This window comes from Klebsiella sp. CSG-1 (genome assembly GCF_056521145.1).
The window spans coordinates 42,755-60,314 of the sequence record NZ_JBWNLD010000007.1 but is presented as its reverse complement, the minus strand read 5'-3'; the positions used below and the strand labels follow the sequence as shown (position 1 = coordinate 60,314).

Below are 17,560 nucleotides of genomic sequence, written 5' to 3'. Positions count from 1 at the left end.
ACAACTTAGTGCCTGGTTTTGGCATAGCAAGGCCCTCCCGGAAAATGAACGGGATATAAATAGCCTGTGGCCAAAATATAAAGTCTCACCCTGTCAAAAATGAAAAATACGCGTCAGCACTATTCTTAGATAGCGTTTTTCGATCAGCCTTAGAGATGATTATTGTGCGTTATCACGTTATTAGAAATGAGATTCATTATCAAGTTGATAATGTAAAATAGCGGAAACAGATTAAAATACAACAAATAAAACAACGGGATAAATAACAAATAATATTCTCAAGTCACTCAAATAATTAATACCAACACTTACAACAACATAAAAAAAACATTATTCAATCATATTATCTCCATAATCATTTGTGGCCGCTCATTCCTTTATCACAATAAAATGAATGCCCCAAAACAGAGAGCCTGGTTAGCCCGGCAATATGCCTGCCAGAATCGAGGCAGATAGCCTCTCTTTTGGCAGCACAAAAAGTGGCTCTCGCCTCTGACACAACCGGCGATGTTTCCCCGCGCAGTCGGGCAAACGAACAGGCTAACCCCCCCAGAGTTGACTAAAATATAGGGATGCACCTGCGGAGCTTCTCTCCATGAACATCCTCTCATTTCAACGACCCGCTATCGCCAGCTTTGCCTGCCTTGTTGCCCTGCTGTTTGCCGGTTCCGTTTATGCGGCAGTCGGGGAAAAGCAACCTCCGCCTCAGGAAAAACGACAGGCGCTGGAACTCAATACGCAAGAGATGCAGAAGCCCTGGCAAGGCGATCTCCCCGGTATGCTCGACAGACGCGTCATCAGAGTCTTAACCACCTACAGCAAGACCTTTTTCTTTATCGACAAAGGTACCCAGCGCGGGGCAACGCATGACATCTTCATTGAGTACGAACGCAACCTTAATCAACAGTTGATGAAGGAGAAAAAGCTCAAACATCGCCATCTGAAGGTACGGATAGTTTTCGTCCCGGTGGCCCGTGACCAGCTCTTCAGCGCACTCGTTGCCGGCAAAGGAGATATCGTCGCCGCAAATCTTACGATTACCGAGGATCGTCAGCAGCAGGCTGACTTCACGATACCGCTCTATTCCAATGTTCAGGAGCTTCTGCTCTCCGGTCCTGGTTCACCGGAAGTCGCCAACCTGGAACAACTTTCTGGCAAAGAGGTATTTGTTCGCCAGTCATCAAGCTATTACCAAAGCCTGGTCGCCCTGAATGCGCATTTTGCGAAAGAATCTCGTCCGCCGGTTATTATCGAAGCCGCTCCGGAATCACTCGAAGATGAGGACCTGATAGAAATGCTCAGCGCCGGCCTTATTCCGTTGACCGTCGTCGATCGTCATAAAGCGCTATTCTGGAAACAAGTTTTCCCCAAAATTGAAGTCCATCAGGATATTGTCCTGCGTAAAGATGCCAGCATCGGCTGGGCGGTACGTAAGAACAGTCCGCAGCTTCTCGCCTCGCTAAACCGCTTTGTGAAGGCTAACGGCCAGGGCAGTAAGCTGGGAAATACCATCCTGTTGCGCTATCTGAAGAACGCGAAGTATGTCAAAAATGCCGCCGCGCAGAAGGAACGGCGAAAATTTCTGGCGATGGTGGATATCTTCCGTAAATACGGCGCTCGGTATGACGTTGACTGGCTGTTAATGGCGGCCCAGGGTTATCAGGAATCACGCCTCAATCAGTCGGTTCGTAGCCACGTGGGCGCCATCGGCGTTATGCAGGTGATGCCGCGGACGGGCAAAGAGCTGAAGGTCGGAGATATCAGCAAGCTGGATCCGAATATCCATGCCGGGGTGAAATATATGCGCTGGATGATCGACCATTACTATGGCGATGAGCCGATGACCCGGCTCGACAAAGCGCTCTTTTCCTTCGCCTCCTATAACGCCGGGCCCGCCCGTATCGCCCGCCTGCGGACAGAAACCAGCAAGCGCGGTTTTAACCCTGATATCTGGTTTGGCAATGTGGAGTATCTGGCCGCTGAGAAGATCGGTTCCGAGACCGTCACCTACGTCAGCAATATCTATAAGTACTACATTGCCTATCGGCTAATTGTCGATGAGATGGCGCGCAAACAAAAAGCCACCACCCAGTCGAGCAGCGCGGCAACGCCCGCCGGGGAACAGGCCGCTCCCGCTACGCCGTGAGGCAGTATCATCGCTGGATACGCGGAGAGAGCAGATATAAAAAAGCCCCGAAAACGGGGCTTTTTCTTATGCTTTAACGACAGTGCCTAAGGATGATCTTAGAACGGGATATCGTCATCGAAATCCATCGGTGGTTCGTTAGAAGGTGCTGCCGGTGCCTGCTGCTGCGGGCGAGACTGCGCGCCGCCGCTAAACTGGTTGCCGCCCTGCGGCTGCTGAGGCTGACCCCAACCGCCCTGCTGCTGACCGCCGCCTGCCGGAGCGCCCGCGCCCTGCTGACGACCGCCGAGCATTTGCATCGTGCCGCCAACGTTAACCACGATCTCGGTGGTGTATTTTTCCTGACCAGACTGGTCAGTCCATTTACGGGTACGCAGCTGGCCTTCAATGTAGACCTGAGAACCTTTACGCAGATACTCGCCGGCCACTTCCGCCAGTTTGCCGAACAGCACAACGCGGTGCCATTCAGTCTGCTCTTTCATCTCACCGGTCGCTTTATCACGCCAGGATTCGGAAGTAGCCAGCGTAATGTTGGCAACTGCGCCACCACTCGGCATGTAGCGTACTTCCGGGTCCTGGCCCAGATTACCGACGAGAATCACCTTGTTTACGCCTCTGCTGGCCATGTTTGTGTCTCCTGAATGCGTTTCTTAATAGTGTAAACGCGCGAGTGTACCATTTCCAGGCGCTATGTTGATAGCTGGGAAGTATGTTCCAGATAACTCTCGCGGTACGCCATTTTTGCATACCCCACGCGAAAATGCATTCCAATACTGTATATTCAAACAGGTTAAATTGTGTCATAATTAGCCGTTTCTGCCGTTTGTCCTTCTAACAAACCAGGCAATCCGCGTATCTACCGGGAAAGGTGAATGGATAAGATCGAAGTTCGGGGCGCCCGCACCCATAATCTCAAAAACATCAACCTCGTCATCCCACGCGACAAACTGATTGTCGTCACCGGGCTGTCAGGGTCAGGCAAATCCTCATTGGCTTTCGACACACTGTATGCCGAAGGGCAACGTCGCTACGTTGAATCACTCTCTGCCTATGCGCGCCAGTTCCTGTCGCTAATGGAGAAGCCGGACGTCGATCATATCGAAGGACTGTCGCCGGCGATTTCCATTGAACAGAAATCAACGTCCCATAACCCTCGCTCTACGGTTGGGACCATTACCGAAATTCACGACTATCTGCGCCTGCTGTACGCGCGCGTCGGCGAGCCGCGCTGCCCGGACCATGATGTTCCTCTGGCCGCACAGACCGTCAGCCAGATGGTCGACAACGTGCTCTCACAACCGGAAGGTCAGCGCCTGATGCTGCTGGCGCCGATCATTAAAGAACGTAAAGGCGAGCACACCAAAACGCTGGAGAACCTGGCCAGCCAGGGCTATATCCGCGCGAGGATCGACGGCGAGGTCTGCGATCTTTCCGATCCGCCGAAGCTGGAACTGCAAAAGAAACACACCATTGAGGTGGTGATCGATCGCTTCAAGGTGCGTGACGATCTGTCCCAGCGTCTGGCCGAATCCTTTGAAACCGCTCTGGATCTTTCCGGCGGTACCGCCGTTGTCGCCAATATGGACGATGAAAAAGCGGAAGAGCTGCTGTTCTCCGCCAATTTCGCCTGTCCGATTTGCGGCTACAGCATGCGTGAGCTGGAGCCTCGCCTGTTTTCGTTCAACAACCCGGCAGGCGCCTGCCCGACCTGTGACGGTCTGGGCGTTCAGCAGTACTTCGATCCCGACAGGGTCATCCAGAATGCGGAGCTGTCGCTGGCGGGCGGCGCCATTCGCGGCTGGGATCGCCGCAACTTCTACTACTTCCAGATGCTGAAGTCGCTGGCGGAGCATTATCAGTTCGATATCGAGGCGCCGTGGGGCACCCTGAACGCCGACGTGCAGAAGGTCATTTTGTACGGCTCAGGCAAAGAGAATATTGAATTCAAATACATGAACGACCGTGGCGATACTTCAGTGCGCCGTCACCCGTTCGAAGGCGTGCTGCACAATATGGAACGCCGCTACAAAGAGACGGAATCCAGCGCGGTGCGCGAAGAGCTGGCGAAGTTTATCAGCAATCGTCCGTGCGCCAGCTGTGACGGTACCCGTCTGCGCCGCGAAGCCCGCCACGTGTTTGTCGAAAATACGCCGCTGCCAACCATCTCTGACATGAGCATTGGCCACGCGATGGATTTCTTCACCAATCTGAAGCTGTCCGGCCAGCGGGCGCAAATTGCGGAAAAAGTGCTGAAAGAGATTGGCGATCGCCTGAAATTCCTCGTCAACGTCGGCCTGAACTACCTGACGCTCTCCCGTTCGGCAGAAACCCTCTCCGGCGGTGAAGCCCAGCGTATTCGTCTGGCAAGCCAGATTGGTGCCGGACTGGTCGGCGTGATGTACGTGCTGGATGAGCCGTCCATTGGCCTGCATCAGCGCGATAACGAACGTCTGCTCGGCACGCTGGTTCATCTGCGCAATCTGGGCAATACGGTGATTGTCGTCGAGCATGATGAAGACGCCATCCGCGCCGCCGACCACGTGATCGACATCGGCCCAGGCGCCGGGGTACACGGCGGCCAGGTGGTGGCTGAAGGGACGCTGGAGGCGATCATGGCGGTGCCTGAATCCCTGACCGGGCAGTACATGAGCGGCAAACGCAAGATTGAAGTGCCGAAGCAGCGCGTGCCTGCCGACGCGGAAAAAGTGCTCAGGCTCACCGGTGCGCGCGGCAACAACCTGAAGGATGTGACGCTGACGCTGCCGGTCGGCCTGTTTACCTGTATCACCGGGGTCTCCGGTTCAGGTAAATCCACGCTGATTAACGATACGCTGTTCCCGATTGCCCAGCGTCAGCTCAACGGCGCCACCATCGCCGAACCTGCGCCATATCGCGATGTGCAGGGGCTGGAACACTTCGATAAGGTCATTGATATCGACCAGAGCCCGATTGGCCGTACGCCGCGCTCAAACCCGGCAACCTATACCGGCGTTTTCACACCGGTACGCGAACTGTTTGCCGGCGTGCCGGAATCGCGCTCACGTGGCTATACGCCAGGGCGCTTCAGCTTTAACGTCCGCGGCGGCCGCTGCGAAGCCTGTCAGGGTGATGGCGTGATTAAAGTCGAAATGCACTTCTTGCCGGATATTTATGTGCCGTGCGACCAGTGCAAAGGCAAGCGCTATAACCGCGAAACGCTGGAGATTAAGTACAAAGGCAAGACCATTCATGAAGTGCTGGATATGACCATTGAAGAAGCGCGTGAGTTCTTTGATGCCGTGCCGGCGCTGGCGCGTAAGCTACAAACGCTGATGGACGTCGGCCTGACCTATATTCGTCTCGGCCAGTCCGCTACGACGCTGTCCGGCGGTGAGGCCCAGCGCGTGAAGCTGGCGCGCGAGCTGTCAAAACGCGGTACCGGCCAGACGCTCTATATTCTCGATGAGCCGACGACGGGGCTGCACTTCGCCGATATCCAGCAGCTGCTGGACGTTCTGCATCAGCTGCGCGATCAGGGCAACACCATCGTGGTCATTGAGCACAACCTGGATGTCATCAAAACTGCGGACTGGATCGTTGACCTTGGGCCGGAAGGCGGCAGCGGCGGCGGTGAAATCCTCGTCTCCGGTACGCCAGAGACCGTTGCAGAGTGCGAAGCCTCGCACACCGCACGCTTCCTCAAACCCTTGCTGAGCTAATCACCGGGAAAGCTGCTGTCGGGTCGGTTCCGACAGCAGCCGCACCGCCTGCTGGTAGGAAGCATCCACCAGGTAGTAAATCTGCGAATCCGGCAAGGATCCATCAAGAAAGACCGTACTCCAGTGGGCTTTATTCAGATGTCTGCTGGGGCGGATATCCACATGCTGTTCCCGCAGCAGTTCGGCAAGCTCCGGACTGGCTTTCAGCGACACGGCTGGCCGCTTATCTTCCACTTCTTTCACCAATGCAAAGAGCACGTCCGCCACTTTAATCTGCGTGGCCTTCCAGTCGCTGTGCACGCTTTGCTCTGCGCCCGGTTTTGCCATGCAGTACAGCAATAACTCCGAAATTGTCATCTGTTATTCCCCCGTGAGCGTCGCAACGATATGCCGCGAACCGCCGTGAATACGATGTTCCCCTAACCAGATTCCTTGCCAGGTCCCCAGCCTGACGCGCCCGTCCTTCACCGGCAGCAGCAGGGAGACGCCAAGCATCGACGACTTGATATGCGACGGCATATCATCTGGACCTTCATAATCATGTTCATACGGCGCATTATCCGGCACCGCGCTGAGAAAATACTGCTCCATATCGTAACGGACGGTTGGATCGCAGTTTTCGTTAAGCGTCAGGGAAGCGGAAGTGTGCTGGAGCAGCAGATGCAACATCCCGACTTTGACGCGCGACAGCGCGTGGAGCTGTCCCAGGATCTCGTCGGTGACCAGATGAAAACCGCGAGATTTTGCGCCTAACGTCAGCGTTTGTTGATGCCACATAAACGACCCCTGTTGCGAATGAATCTTTCTAAGTGTGCAGCAATAAGCGAAAAGGTAAAACCTCCCCACACGCTTTTTCGTACAAAAAAGCGGCAGCCCGGAGGCTGCCGCTTTCGCTTCTGACTCATTTCCACAGAAGGTGAAATTAGTATTCGGAATTGACGATCACTTCTTCGCCCAGCGCTCCGGCCATCGGCAGAGGTTTATATGACGAGTTTGACGCGCGCAGTACGCGAATGCCGCGAGCCCCGGCATCATGCGCGGCAGAGATGTCGTTATCGGAATCACCGTAGAAGACCTTAATATTCTTCTCTTTCAGCCACTGGACTTTCGTATTCTGCCCCGGCTTATCACCAGCAAAAATGACCGGATTCATGTTTGCCGCCGGGATCAGGAAATCATCCTGCAGCGTTTTCGAGACCGTTTCCGTTTTGGTCTGGCTGCGTCCGGTGACGAAATAAATGCTATCGCCGCGCTTCACATGCATTGCAATCAGCTGACGCGCCACCTCTTTAGGCATGCTGAATTCGTCCCAGCCGTTATTCATTTTTTCCCAGAATTCCGGGTTTTTCAGGTAAGCATCGCTGCCGGGAGAGAAGGTCTTTTGGCCGCGCCAGAAGCCCGGGCTGGAAAATAGCACGGTGTCATCGATATCAAAACCTACGGCAAACGGCTGACGACCCAACAGGCTGTTTTCAATCTGTGCGACGGAAACCCAGTGAACAGGCGCCTGCTCAGCCAGTCTGGCGACGTTGGTACCCGGATTTAGTGACGGAGAAGACTCCAGGGCGATTGCTGAGTGATTTAACGTGAAAAGTAAACAGAAGGCGCTAAAGGCCAAAGTTATCTTGCGCATAGTTATCCCTTTTAAGCGTCATCCTGCCAACTGCCGCTTTGCTGGCCGCAAGGCGCCTGGGGCAACCGCCGCGATACGGCGCGGATGACGGTGCGTATAAGTCGTCGAATCGTTATAATTTTCAATAATGTGGCTGCTTATTACTGGACAATGACCTTAACTCCGGCCCTCGCCGATGAAAAGAATTTTCTGCTCAGATGTCATAGAAAAAGAGAATGATCACACTTCGGAAGGGAATAGTCCTTTCCCGCAAACGGGAAAGGACATGATATTCGCAGGGAATTAGATAACGGCAGAAAACGCCTGCGCGACGCGCTGGACGTTGCGTGAATTGAGACCCGCCACGCACATCCGGCCGCTGGAAATCAGATACACGCCAAACTCTTCACGCAGACGATCAACCTGCGCCGCACTCAGGCCGGTGTAGCTGAACATCCCACGCTGTTTGAGCAGGTAGTCAAAATTGACGCCCGGTACCGCGTCTTTCAGAACGTTCACCAGCTCCTGACGCATCGCCAGAATACGCGTACGCATCTCTTCCACTTCCGCCAGCCAGCTGGCTTTCAGCTCCGCATCATTCAATACGGTCGCGACAACCTGAGCGCCAAAGTTCGGCGGGCTGGAGTAATTGCGACGGACGGTCGCCTTCAGTTGCCCCAGCACACGGTTTGCGGTTTCGGTGTCTTCGCAAACGATCGACAGGCCGCCCACGCGCTCACCGTACAGTGAGAAAATTTTCGAGAAGGAGTTGCTGACCAGCATCGGTATGCCGGCGCGGGCGATCGCGCGAATCGCGTAAGCATCATCATCCATTCCCGCCCCAAAGCCCTGATAGGCGATATCAAGGAACGGAATCAGGTTGCGCGCTTTCAGTACCTCGGTGATTTGATCCCACTGGGCAGGATTCAGATCGGCGCCCGTCGGGTTATGGCAGCACGGATGCAGCAGCACAATGTCGCGTTCAGGCAGCGTCTGCAGTTTCGCCAGCAGCGCATCAAAACGCACGCCGTTGGTCTCGTTATCAAACCAAGGGTAAGTACTTACTTCGAAGCCAGCACCTTCAAATATGGCGATGTGGTTCTCCCAGGTCGGGTCACTGACCCAAACGCGAGAACCCGGGAAGTAGCGTTTCAGAAAATCGGCGCCCACTTTCAATGCGCCGGAACCGCCCAGCGTCTGAATAGAGGCGACGCGCTTTTGCACCAGCACCGGGTGTTCTGCACCGAACAACAGCGGGGCAATCGCGTTGCGATAAGCATTCAGCCCTTCCATCGGGAGATACAACGAGGCGCCGTGCGGCTGAGCGTTAAGACGCGCTTCCGCTTCAACAACCGCCTGTAGCTGCGGGATAATCCCGTCTTCGTTGTAATAGAGGCCGATGCTAAGGTTTACTTTGTCACTACGCGGATCTTCTTTGAAACGCTCCATCAAGGAGAGAATAGGATCGCCAGCGTAGGCGTCAACTTTTTGAAACACGTGATGTTTCTCCGGGTTTACGAGAGGCAGGTCGTAACACAATAAACCGGAAGCAGGAGAAGATCGAGAGGATGTTGGCGGATAGTTGGCGGAAAGTCGGCGAAGATCGCACCTGTCCCGCTTGCTCTCAGGGAATATCCCGGCTCGCGGCGTAAACGCCTTCGCCGGGCCTGGCAGTGTAACCATAGCCCCGGCAAGCATCGCGCCACCGGGGTTGTCTTGTCGCACAGCAACGGAAAAACCGCGCTTAATCCACGTACTGCATGGCGACCCGCGACGTCAGCCGCGTAATAAGTTCGTAAGCACTCACATTCGTCAGCGCGGCAATACGCTCGACGGGCAGGTCTTCCCCCCAGAGCACCACCGGGTCGCCGGATTTATCCTGCGCCTCAGGCCCAAGATCGACGCAAATCATATCCATCGCGACACGACCAACAATCGGCACTTCCCGGCCGTTAACCAGCACCGGCGTACCGCTGGGCGCCGCGCGCGGATAGCCGTCGCCGTAGCCCATCGCCACCACGCCTAGCCGGGTGTCTCGCTCGCTGACCCAGGTACCGCCATAGCCTACCGGCTCGCCCGCTTTATGTTCGCGTACGGCAATCAGGCTCGACGTCAGCGACATCACCGGCTGACAACCGAAATCTGCGCCGGTGGAGGGGTAATCCAGCGGCGATACGCCGTACAGGATGATGCCCGGGCGAACCCAGTCAAAATGCGACTGCGGCCACAGCAAAATTCCGCCCGATGCCGCGATGGAACGCAGACCAGGCTTGCCTTCACTGAAGGTGGTGAAAATATCCAGCTGGCGTTCGGTGGCGCCGCATTCAGGCTCATCCGCCCGCGCGAAGTGGCTGACGATATTGACCGGCTGGCGCACGTTTTTACACTGGCTCAGGCGCTGCCAGAAGGCGTCCGCCTGTTCCGGCAGCACGCCCAGGCGATGCATTCCGGTGTCCAGTTTCATCCAGACGGTGACAGGCTCAGGCAGCTCAGCCTGCTCCAGCGCTTCCAGCTGCTCCGGGCTGTGTACCGCCGTATGCAGTTGCTGCGCGGAAATAACCGGCAGATCGGCCGCATCAAAGAAACCCTCCAGCAGCAGGATCGGTTTCGTGATACCGCCAGCGCGCAGGCGCAGGGCTTCTTCGAGACGGGCGACGCCAAAGGCATCGGCATCAGGGAGCGTTCGCGCGGTCTCGAGAAGACCGTGTCCGTAAGCGTTCGCTTTCACCACTGCAACCAGTTTACTGGCAGGCGCCAGTTCACGCAGACGTTGCAGGTTGTGTCGCAGAGCGCGGCGGTTAATCACAACAGTTGCCGCTTGCATTTACATTCCTTGCCTTAAATAAAATAAGCCGAATCCACTCAATCATTTGAGTCACCGCAAGGCGCTAAGCCAAGGAATCACCGGGAGCTGAATACACTAAGTGACCGCGAGCAGCCAACGCAGCGGTGAATCAAAGGATGATGAGGATTTATTCGTCGTCGTACTGCGGCCCCGCATAATTATCAAAGCGCGACCACTGCCCGTTAAAGGTCAGACGTACCGTACCGATGGGTCCGTTACGCTGTTTACCAATAATAATTTCCGCGATGCCTTTTAAATCACTGTTCTCGTGATAGACCTCGTCACGATAGATAAACATGATCAAGTCGGCGTCCTGCTCAATGGAGCCAGATTCACGCAGGTCGGAGTTGACCGGGCGCTTATCGGCACGTTGTTCCAGCGAGCGGTTAAGCTGCGACAGCGCCACCACCGGTACCTGAAGCTCTTTCGCCAGCGCTTTTAACGAACGGGAAATTTCCGCAATTTCCAACGTACGATTATCGGAAAGCGACGGTACGCGCATCAGCTGCAGGTAGTCGATCATGATAAGACCGATACCGCCGTGCTCGCGGGCGATACGTCGCGCGCGGGAGCGCACTTCCGTCGGCGTCAGGCCGGAGGAGTCATCGATATAGATATTGCGTTTTTCCAGCAGGATACCCATGGTGCCGGAAATGCGCGCCCAGTCTTCATCGTCCAGCTGGCCGGTACGGATACGGGTTTGGTCGACGCGCGACAGCGAGGCCAGAGAACGCATCATAATCTGTTCTGATGGCATCTCAAGGCTGAAGATAAGCACCGGCTTATCCTGCAACATCGCCGCATTTTCGACGAGGTTCATCGCAAATGTGGTCTTACCCATCGATGGACGCGCGGCGACAATAATCAGATCCGACGGCTGCAGGCCGGCGGTCTTTTTGTTCAGATCGTCATAGCCGGTATTGACCCCGGTGACGCCGTCATGCGGCTGCTGGAACAGCTGCTCGATACGCGCAACGGTCGCATCGAGGACGTCGGCGATATTTTTCGGGCCTTCATCTTTGTTGGCACGGCTTTCCGCAATCTTGAATACCCGGGATTCGGCCAGGTCGAGCAGATCTTCGCTGGTACGCCCCTGCGGGTCGAAACCCGCCTCGGCGATTTCATTGGCCACCGAGATCATCTCACGGACAACGGCGCGTTCACGTACGATATCCGCATAGGCGCTGATGTTCGCCGCACTTGGCGTATTTTTTGAGAGTTCCGCCAGATACGCGAATCCGCCAACGCTGTCCAGCTGCCCCTGACGCTCCAGCGATTCCGCCAGCGTGATCAGGTCGATCGGGCTACCCGTCTCCTGCAGACGGGCCATTTCCACAAAGATATGGCGGTGCGGACGCGTATAAAAATCTTCCGCCACAACGCGCTCGGCGACGTCGTCCCAGCGTTCGTTGTCCAGCATTAAACCGCCCAACACCGACTGTTCCGCTTCAATCGAGTGCGGCGGGACTTTTAACCCGGCGACCTGCGGATCGCGCTCACGGGGTTCAGTCTGCGGTTTGTTGAAGGGTTTATTTCCTGCCATATTGAATACAGATACCGGGATAGAGATGGGGTCGAAATATTAGCACAGGTCTCTGTTTTGACCCACCCAAATGAAACTGGAGATAATCATGGCAACACGAATAGAATTTCATCAACACGGTGGGCCGGATGTACTCAAGGCCGTAGAATTTACCCCTGCGGATCCGCTAGAAAACGAGATCCAGGTAGAGAATAAGGCCATCGGCATTAACTATATCGACACCTATATTCGCAGCGGCCTCTACCCGCCGCCGTCTCTGCCAAGCGGCCTGGGGACCGAAGCCGCGGGCGTGGTGACGAAAGTCGGGCGCAGCGTGCAGCACATTAAAGCTGGCGACCGCGTCGTCTACGCTCAGTCAGCGCTGGGCGCCTACAGTTCAGTCCATAACGTGGTTGCCGATAAGGCCGCTCTTTTGCCGGACGCTATCTCCTTTGAACAGGCTGCCGCATCGTTCCTGAAAGGGCTGACGGTCTATTACCTGCTGCGAAAAACTTACCAAATCAAGCCCGGTGAACCGTTCCTGTTTCATGCGGCGGCCGGTGGCGTCGGGCTGATTGCCTGCCAGTGGGCGAAGGCGCTGGGCGCTAAGTTGATCGGTACCGTCGGCAGCGCGCAAAAAGCGCAGCGGGCAAAGCAGGCCGGCGCCTGGCAGGTCATCAACTATCGCGAAGAGAATATCGTTGAACGCTTGAAAGAGATAACCGAAGGGAAAAAAGTCCACGTGGTCTATGATTCCGTGGGCAAAGATACCTGGGAAGCGTCGCTTGATTGCCTGCAGCGCCGGGGGCTGATGGTCAGCTTCGGTAACTCTTCCGGCCCGGTCACCGGCGTCAACCTGGGGATCCTCAACCAGAAAGGATCGCTGTACGTCACCCGCCCTTCACTGCAAGGCTATATCACCAACCGTCAGGAGCTGGCGGAAGCCAGCGGCGAGCTGTTTTCGTTGATTGCCAGCGGCGCGATTAACGTTGACGTGGCGGAGAGCCAGAAATATGCCCTGACCGATGCCCGACGCGCGCATGAAGTGCTGGAGAGCCGTGCCACTGAAGGCTCAAGCCTGCTGCTGCCGTAACGGGTGCCCAGGCAAGATTAACGCTGCCAACGCTTCTGTAGCCTGAAGTATGACGGGAGAGCAGAAAAGTTTAGGGCTTCCACCTGGGAAGCCCTTACTTTTTTTAGTTCGGCTGTATGTAGGGTACAGCGCGATGAATTCGTTAACGCGCTAATAGTGACAGATTTAATAAGCAAAACCTACGCTGTTCTATGCAAAATTCTTCAGGTTGTGACCGACCGCTCACTCCCTTAATAACGCCAGCGGTTGTTACTGCGGTAGTCTGTCGTTTTTGGCGTATTTATCGACCGAATCACCCACACGACCGCAATGGCTAACAGCAGCCACGGCAGCAGCTTAATCATCATCGCAAACAGCCCGCCGACGAACATCAGCACCGTCGCAACGACAATCGCGGCAAGAATCCCCAGAATCGACACGCCGGTGACCAGCAACATGACAAAAAATCCAATGACAAATAAGAGTTCCAGCATCGTCTTCTCCCCAAAGAAATAATCGAATGACTCTCCGGGTATTACAAGAAACGTGCCAAACTTAATACATTGAATTTAAAGAAAAACGCTCTGACGATTAAATCAGAGCGTGGCGTATTTGACTAAATTTTAGCGCAACATTAACGCTTATCGGCAACCAGCTTCAGCGCATGTTCCAGCACGTTAATATCCGCCCCCGCCTTGTGCGCATTTTCACTCAGGTAGCGACGCCACTGCCGCGCGCCAGGGATACCCTGAAACAGGCCCAGCATATGGCGCGTGATATGGCCCAGATAGGTGCCGTTGGACAGCTCACGCTCGATATACGGGTACATCGCGCGCACCACGGCGACCGGGTCGCTATCGGCCCCTTCCACCGCAAAGATCTCCCTGTCGACCGAGGTCAGGATCCCCGGATTCTGATAGGCCTCACGCCCCACCATCACGCCGTCCATATGCTGCAGATGCAATTTCGCCTCTTCCAGCGACTTAATTCCGCCGTTGATCGCCATCGTCAGGTGTGGGAAGTCGCGTTTCAGCTGATAAACGCGCGGATAATCCAGCGGTGGAATTTCACGATTTTCTTTTGGGCTCAGGCCGGAGAGCCAGGCTTTGCGAGCGTGGATGATAAACATCTCGCACTCACCGTTTCCGGAGACGGTATTGATGAAATCACACAGAAATTCATAGCTATCCTGGTCATCGATGCCGATACGGGTTTTTACCGTTACCGGGATGGACACCACGTCGCGCATCGCTTTGATACAGTCAGCTACCAGCTGCGCATTGCCCATCAGGCAGGCGCCGAACATCCCGTTTTGCACGCGGTCGGACGGACAGCCGACGTTGAGGTTGATCTCATCGTAACCGCGCGCCTCCGCCAGTTTCGCACACTGGGCGAGCGCAGCAGGATCGCTGCCGCCCAGCTGCAGAGCCAGCGGATGCTCTTCTTCGCTATAGGCCAGATAGTCGCCTTTGCCATGAATAATCGCTCCGGTCGTCACCATTTCGGTATACAGCAGCGTATGGCGCGACAGCAGGCGCAGGAAATAGCGACAGTGCCGGTCTGTCCAGTCGAGCATCGGCGCGATGGAAAAACGATGGGCGGCAAAAGCGTGAGATGTTGATTCTGGCATCATGGCGATAAACAGGCATCCGGGTAAAAAGGGGCGCTACTATAGCACAAAGATAAATCACAGAGGCATAGCAGCGCGACGGGTGCTGTGCCTCTGCCGGACAGACTAGCGCCTGCGCGGTTTACCATCGTGCGGGCCGAAAAATTGCGGCGGATGATCGACCCAGCGATCCTGACGCGTGGCGGCATATTCCGGGTTCAGCGGATAGTAGATGCGGTTAAATTTCTTGTTCGACTCCCCCACCACTAATAAGCGAACTTCCTGGTCGGTATTATTCAAAAAGGTGTGACACACCCCGGTTCCGGCCGGAAAACCGACGCTGTCGCCCGGCTCAAGCTTCCACAGATAGCCGTTAATCCAGACTTCAGGGTAGCCATCCAGCACATAGATAAACTCCTCCTCATCACTTTCAGCGTGGGGATAAGAGGTGCGGCGGCCCGGAGGCAAACGTTCATGATGAATACCCAGCCGGTTGAGCCTTAACCCCCGTGCCAGCGGCGCGCCGATGGAAAAACGCTCCGGGTTATTGGGATAAGTGGCATCATCTGGACCTTCCAGTTCGCGCCAATGTCGAATGCAATCAGGTCTTTTCATCGTTTTCTCCCGAAAATGAGATGCATCAGGTATAGCACAAGCCGCCGGTTCTCGGCGTTTTGCCTGGATCGTGATAAAGTAACAACTTCAGACTCACGCAACCAGAGGATGCTCATGAATAAGACCACTTCGCAAGAAATGTTAGCGCACGCTGAAAAGCTCTGCGCACAGCGCGGCGTGCGCCTGACTCCGCAGCGCCTGGAAGTGTTGCGTTTGATGAGCCTCCAGCAAGGGGCGATTAGCGCGTATGATCTGCTCGACCTGCTGCGCGAGAAAGAGCCGCAGGCGAAACCGCCGACGGTCTACCGGGCGCTGGAGTTTCTGCTGGAACAGGGGTTCGTGCACAAGGTGGAATCGACCAACAGCTACGTACTGTGCCATCTTTTCGATCAGCCGACCCATAGCTCAGCCATGTTTATCTGCGACCGCTGCGGCGTGGTCACGGAAGAGTGTGCCGAAGGCGTTGAAGACATTATGCATACGCTGGCGGCGAGAATGGGTTTTGCGCTACGCCACAATGTGATTGAGGCGCACGGCCTGTGCGCAGGTTGTGTCGAGGTCGAAGCCTGTAGCACCCCGGGGCACTGCCATCACGACCATACCATTCAGATCAAAAAGAAAGCCCGCTGAGGCTATCGCCGCAGCGGGAATCGAGGTTGCCGGTACCTCCGTGTACCATCAGGCAGGCAATAACAAAGGGTTAATTCGTTAACACTCACCGCTACCAGCGGTGATCGTTTTTTCGTTCCCAGTCAGACACTTCTTTCTCCGCCTGATCTTTGGCGTATCCATAACGCTCCTGGATTTTACCGACCAGCTGGTCACGCTTACCCTCAATGACGGTCATATCGTCATCGGTCAGCTTGCCCCATTTCTCTTTCGCTTTACCTTTCAACTGTTTCCAGTTACCGCCGATTTCGTCTTTGTTCATAATTCAATCCTCATCGTTCGGTGAGTTAACAGCCCGCTGTGTGCCGGACATAGTATTAACTATAGATAAGAATTCTGAGTTGAATTTATTATTCGGAATCTTTAACCAATTACATATCAAAAATCACTACGAAAACCAGGTTCCACGCCGCCAGTGTCGCCGCCAGATGACCGCCAGCGACAGACCGCGCAGCGCGAGGAAAACCGCCAGCGCCAGCCATAGCGCGTGGTTGCCGAGGACCGGTAGCGTCAGCAGCGTCAGGGCAAACCCCGCCGCCGCCACCGCCATGCTGTTGCGCATCTCAGCCCCGCGCGTCGCGCCGATGAACATGCCATCCAGCAAATAACACCACACGCCAATCACCGGCAGCACGATCTGCCAGATCAGGTAGCGATCGGCAAGCAGCTGAAGCGAGGGCAGCGAGGTCAACAGGGCGACAATCTGCTGTCCCGCCACGGCATAGGTCGCCGCAAAGGCCAGCGCCACCATTCCCGACTGACGGCAGGCCGCTCGCCAGACCTCAAGCAGCTGGCTACCGTCACGCGCGCCGTAAGCCTGCCCGGAGTGCGCTTCCACGGCATAAGCAAAACCATCCAGGGCATAGGCGGTAAAGGTCAACATGGTCATCAGGAGCGCGTTGACGGCAACGATCTCGCCGCCAAGACGAGCGCCGAAAACGGTCACCGCACCAAAGCAGAGCTGAAGCAGCAGAGAGCGCAGCATGATATCGCGATTGAGCGCCAGCAAGCGGCGCATATCTCCGCGCCACGCGCGCTTGAGCAGGGCAAATGACACACCGCGTAGCGCCAGCACGCGTCTTGCCATCAGCAGCCCGATGATAAAGGTGACATATTCGGCGGTGACCGTCGCCAGCGCGGCACCCTGCACGTTCAGATGCAGGCCCATCACCAGCCACAGATCGAGCACGATATTCAGCAGGTTGCCGACAATCAGCAAAATCACCGGCGCCCGGGCATACTGCACGCCCAACAGCCAACCGAGCAGCACCAGGTTTGCCAGCGATGCCGGCGCGCTCAGCCAGCGGATATCGAGAAAGCGCCGCGCCTGCTCCAGCACCGCTTCATTGCCGCCAACAATATGCAACGCCAGATCGATAAGCGGGGTTCGGAAAAGCACAATCAGCAGGCCGGCACCTGTTGCCAGCCCCAGCGGCTGCACCAGCGCCCGCGCCAGGCGGAGAGGATCTTTTGCGCCAAAGGCCTGTGCCGTCAGTCCGGTGGTACTCATCCGCAGGAAAAGCAGCAGCATAAAGAGAAAACTGGTGGCCGTCGCGCCGACCGCGACACCGCCGAGGTAAACCGGGCTGTCGAGATGACCAATCACGGCGGTATCCACCAGTCCCAGCAGCGGAACGGTGATGTTGGAGAAAATCATGGGTAGCGCCAGGCGCCACAGGGCCTTATCAGCGGCGTTAAAGAACATGAGAAAGAGCCTGACCGGGAGGAGACAGCGCAGCATCATGCATCAGACGATGCTGCGTGGGGAAGGT

16 protein-coding genes are annotated in these 17,560 nt (G+C 55.8%); 4 read left to right on the top strand and 12 right to left on the bottom strand.

The genetic code is table 11. From position 1 onward, the window contains the following. Window positions 1-595: 595 nt before the first annotated feature. Window positions 596-2,146, top strand: a complete 1,551-nt coding sequence (locus AC007G_RS17595; protein ID WP_099973702.1) for an MltF family protein — start codon at window positions 596-598, stop codon at window positions 2,144-2,146. Window positions 2,147-2,244: 98 nt separating this feature from the next. Here the strand turns inward: AC007G_RS17595 and ssb1 are convergent, their stop codons facing one another. Continuing rightward, window positions 2,245-2,772: a single-stranded DNA-binding protein SSB1 gene (gene ssb1, locus AC007G_RS17590; RefSeq protein WP_004856483.1), complete on the bottom strand. Its 528-nt coding sequence runs from the start codon at window positions 2,770-2,772 to the stop codon at window positions 2,245-2,247. A gap of 246 nt (window positions 2,773-3,018) precedes the next feature. Between ssb1 and uvrA the strand changes: the two genes are divergently transcribed. Continuing rightward, a complete protein-coding gene (gene uvrA, locus AC007G_RS17585) occupies window positions 3,019-5,844 on the top strand; it encodes an excinuclease ABC subunit UvrA (RefSeq protein ID WP_032698380.1) in 2,826 nt (941 codons plus the stop codon). Here uvrA and AC007G_RS17580 read toward each other — a convergent pair whose 3' ends face one another. From AC007G_RS17580 to dnaB, 6 genes are all read right to left on the bottom strand, one after another. After that, complete coding sequence (locus AC007G_RS17580) at window positions 5,845-6,201, bottom strand: MmcQ/YjbR family DNA-binding protein (RefSeq protein WP_032689936.1); 357 nt, start codon at window positions 6,199-6,201, stop codon at window positions 5,845-5,847. It abuts the gene before it with no gap. 3 nt (window positions 6,202-6,204) lie between these two features. Further along, entirely contained in the window at window positions 6,205-6,621 is a 417-nt protein-coding gene (locus tag AC007G_RS17575) for a secondary thiamine-phosphate synthase enzyme YjbQ (protein ID WP_335290088.1), read from the bottom strand. 145 nt (window positions 6,622-6,766) lie between these two features. Then, complete coding sequence (gene aphA / locus AC007G_RS17570; protein WP_032689939.1) at window positions 6,767-7,477, bottom strand: acid phosphatase AphA; 711 nt, start codon at window positions 7,475-7,477, stop codon at window positions 6,767-6,769. A 282-nt stretch (window positions 7,478-7,759) separates the two neighbouring features. Further along, window positions 7,760-8,953, bottom strand: a complete 1,194-nt coding sequence (gene tyrB / locus AC007G_RS17565) for an aromatic amino acid transaminase (protein WP_150341469.1) — start codon at window positions 8,951-8,953, stop codon at window positions 7,760-7,762. 247 nt (window positions 8,954-9,200) lie between these two features. Beyond that, window positions 9,201-10,280, bottom strand: coding sequence for an alanine racemase (gene alr / locus AC007G_RS17560; RefSeq protein ID WP_032689941.1), 1,080 nt, complete (start codon window positions 10,278-10,280; stop codon window positions 9,201-9,203). A gap of 148 nt (window positions 10,281-10,428) precedes the next feature. After that, window positions 10,429-11,844 carry a replicative DNA helicase gene (gene dnaB / locus AC007G_RS17555; RefSeq protein WP_004856470.1) on the bottom strand — a complete coding sequence of 472 codons (1,416 nt, stop codon included), beginning with the start codon at window positions 11,842-11,844 and terminating at the stop codon, window positions 10,429-10,431. A gap of 88 nt (window positions 11,845-11,932) precedes the next feature. On the opposite strand from dnaB, the gene AC007G_RS17550 reads away from it, so the two are divergent. Further along, window positions 11,933-12,916 carry a quinone oxidoreductase gene (locus AC007G_RS17550; RefSeq protein ID WP_032689943.1) on the top strand — a complete coding sequence of 328 codons (984 nt, stop codon included), beginning with the start codon at window positions 11,933-11,935 and terminating at the stop codon, window positions 12,914-12,916. A gap of 230 nt (window positions 12,917-13,146) precedes the next feature. Here the strand turns inward: AC007G_RS17550 and pspG are convergent, their stop codons facing one another. From pspG to AC007G_RS17535, 3 genes are all read right to left on the bottom strand, one after another. Beyond that, a complete protein-coding gene (pspG, locus tag AC007G_RS17545) occupies window positions 13,147-13,389 on the bottom strand; it encodes an envelope stress response protein PspG (protein ID WP_032689944.1) in 243 nt (80 codons plus the stop codon). Between the two features lie 140 nt (window positions 13,390-13,529). Then, window positions 13,530-14,528 (bottom strand): tRNA dihydrouridine(20/20a) synthase DusA, encoded by a 999-nt coding sequence (dusA, locus tag AC007G_RS17540; protein WP_032697092.1) that lies wholly within the window; start codon window positions 14,526-14,528, stop codon window positions 13,530-13,532. Window positions 14,529-14,630: 102 nt separating this feature from the next. Then, window positions 14,631-15,119: a cupin domain-containing protein gene (locus tag AC007G_RS17535; RefSeq protein WP_004856461.1), complete on the bottom strand. Its 489-nt coding sequence runs from the start codon at window positions 15,117-15,119 to the stop codon at window positions 14,631-14,633. 114 nt (window positions 15,120-15,233) lie between these two features. On the opposite strand from AC007G_RS17535, the gene zur reads away from it, so the two are divergent. Then, window positions 15,234-15,749, top strand: a complete 516-nt coding sequence (zur, locus tag AC007G_RS17530; protein WP_032689946.1) for a zinc uptake transcriptional repressor Zur — start codon at window positions 15,234-15,236, stop codon at window positions 15,747-15,749. Window positions 15,750-15,840: 91 nt separating this feature from the next. Here the strand turns inward: zur and AC007G_RS17525 are convergent, their stop codons facing one another. Together AC007G_RS17525 and dinF are read right to left on the bottom strand one after the other, a co-directional pair. Next, window positions 15,841-16,050 carry a CsbD family protein gene (locus AC007G_RS17525; RefSeq protein ID WP_004856456.1) on the bottom strand — a complete coding sequence of 70 codons (210 nt, stop codon included), beginning with the start codon at window positions 16,048-16,050 and terminating at the stop codon, window positions 15,841-15,843. A gap of 126 nt (window positions 16,051-16,176) precedes the next feature. After that, window positions 16,177-17,493, bottom strand: a complete 1,317-nt coding sequence (gene dinF / locus AC007G_RS17520; RefSeq protein WP_032697091.1) for an MATE family efflux transporter DinF — start codon at window positions 17,491-17,493, stop codon at window positions 16,177-16,179. Between the last annotated feature and the right edge of the window lie 67 nt (window positions 17,494-17,560).

Coding starts and splice junctions, on each gene's coding strand:
- uvrA (WP_032698380.1), top strand. CDS start 3,019: ATGGATAAGATCGAAGTTCGGGGCGCCCGCACCCATAATCTCAAAAAC.
- pspG (WP_032689944.1), bottom strand. CDS start 13,389: ATGCTGGAACTCTTATTTGTCATTGGATTTTTTGTCATGTTGCTGGTC.
- AC007G_RS17575 (WP_335290088.1), bottom strand. CDS start 6,621: ATGTGGCATCAACAAACGCTGACGTTAGGCGCAAAATCTCGCGGTTTT.
- aphA (WP_032689939.1), bottom strand. CDS start 7,477: ATGCGCAAGATAACTTTGGCCTTTAGCGCCTTCTGTTTACTTTTCACG.
- AC007G_RS17595 (WP_099973702.1), top strand. CDS start 596: ATGAACATCCTCTCATTTCAACGACCCGCTATCGCCAGCTTTGCCTGC.
- zur (WP_032689946.1), top strand. CDS start 15,234: ATGAATAAGACCACTTCGCAAGAAATGTTAGCGCACGCTGAAAAGCTC.
- ssb1 (WP_004856483.1), bottom strand. CDS start 2,772: ATGGCCAGCAGAGGCGTAAACAAGGTGATTCTCGTCGGTAATCTGGGC.
- dinF (WP_032697091.1), bottom strand. CDS start 17,493: ATGTTCTTTAACGCCGCTGATAAGGCCCTGTGGCGCCTGGCGCTACCC.
- alr (WP_032689941.1), bottom strand. CDS start 10,280: ATGCAAGCGGCAACTGTTGTGATTAACCGCCGCGCTCTGCGACACAAC.
- AC007G_RS17580 (WP_032689936.1), bottom strand. CDS start 6,201: ATGACAATTTCGGAGTTATTGCTGTACTGCATGGCAAAACCGGGCGCA.
- AC007G_RS17535 (WP_004856461.1), bottom strand. CDS start 15,119: ATGAAAAGACCTGATTGCATTCGACATTGGCGCGAACTGGAAGGTCCA.
- AC007G_RS17550 (WP_032689943.1), top strand. CDS start 11,933: ATGGCAACACGAATAGAATTTCATCAACACGGTGGGCCGGATGTACTC.
- AC007G_RS17525 (WP_004856456.1), bottom strand. CDS start 16,050: ATGAACAAAGACGAAATCGGCGGTAACTGGAAACAGTTGAAAGGTAAA.
- dusA (WP_032697092.1), bottom strand. CDS start 14,528: ATGATGCCAGAATCAACATCTCACGCTTTTGCCGCCCATCGTTTTTCC.
- dnaB (WP_004856470.1), bottom strand. CDS start 11,844: ATGGCAGGAAATAAACCCTTCAACAAACCGCAGACTGAACCCCGTGAG.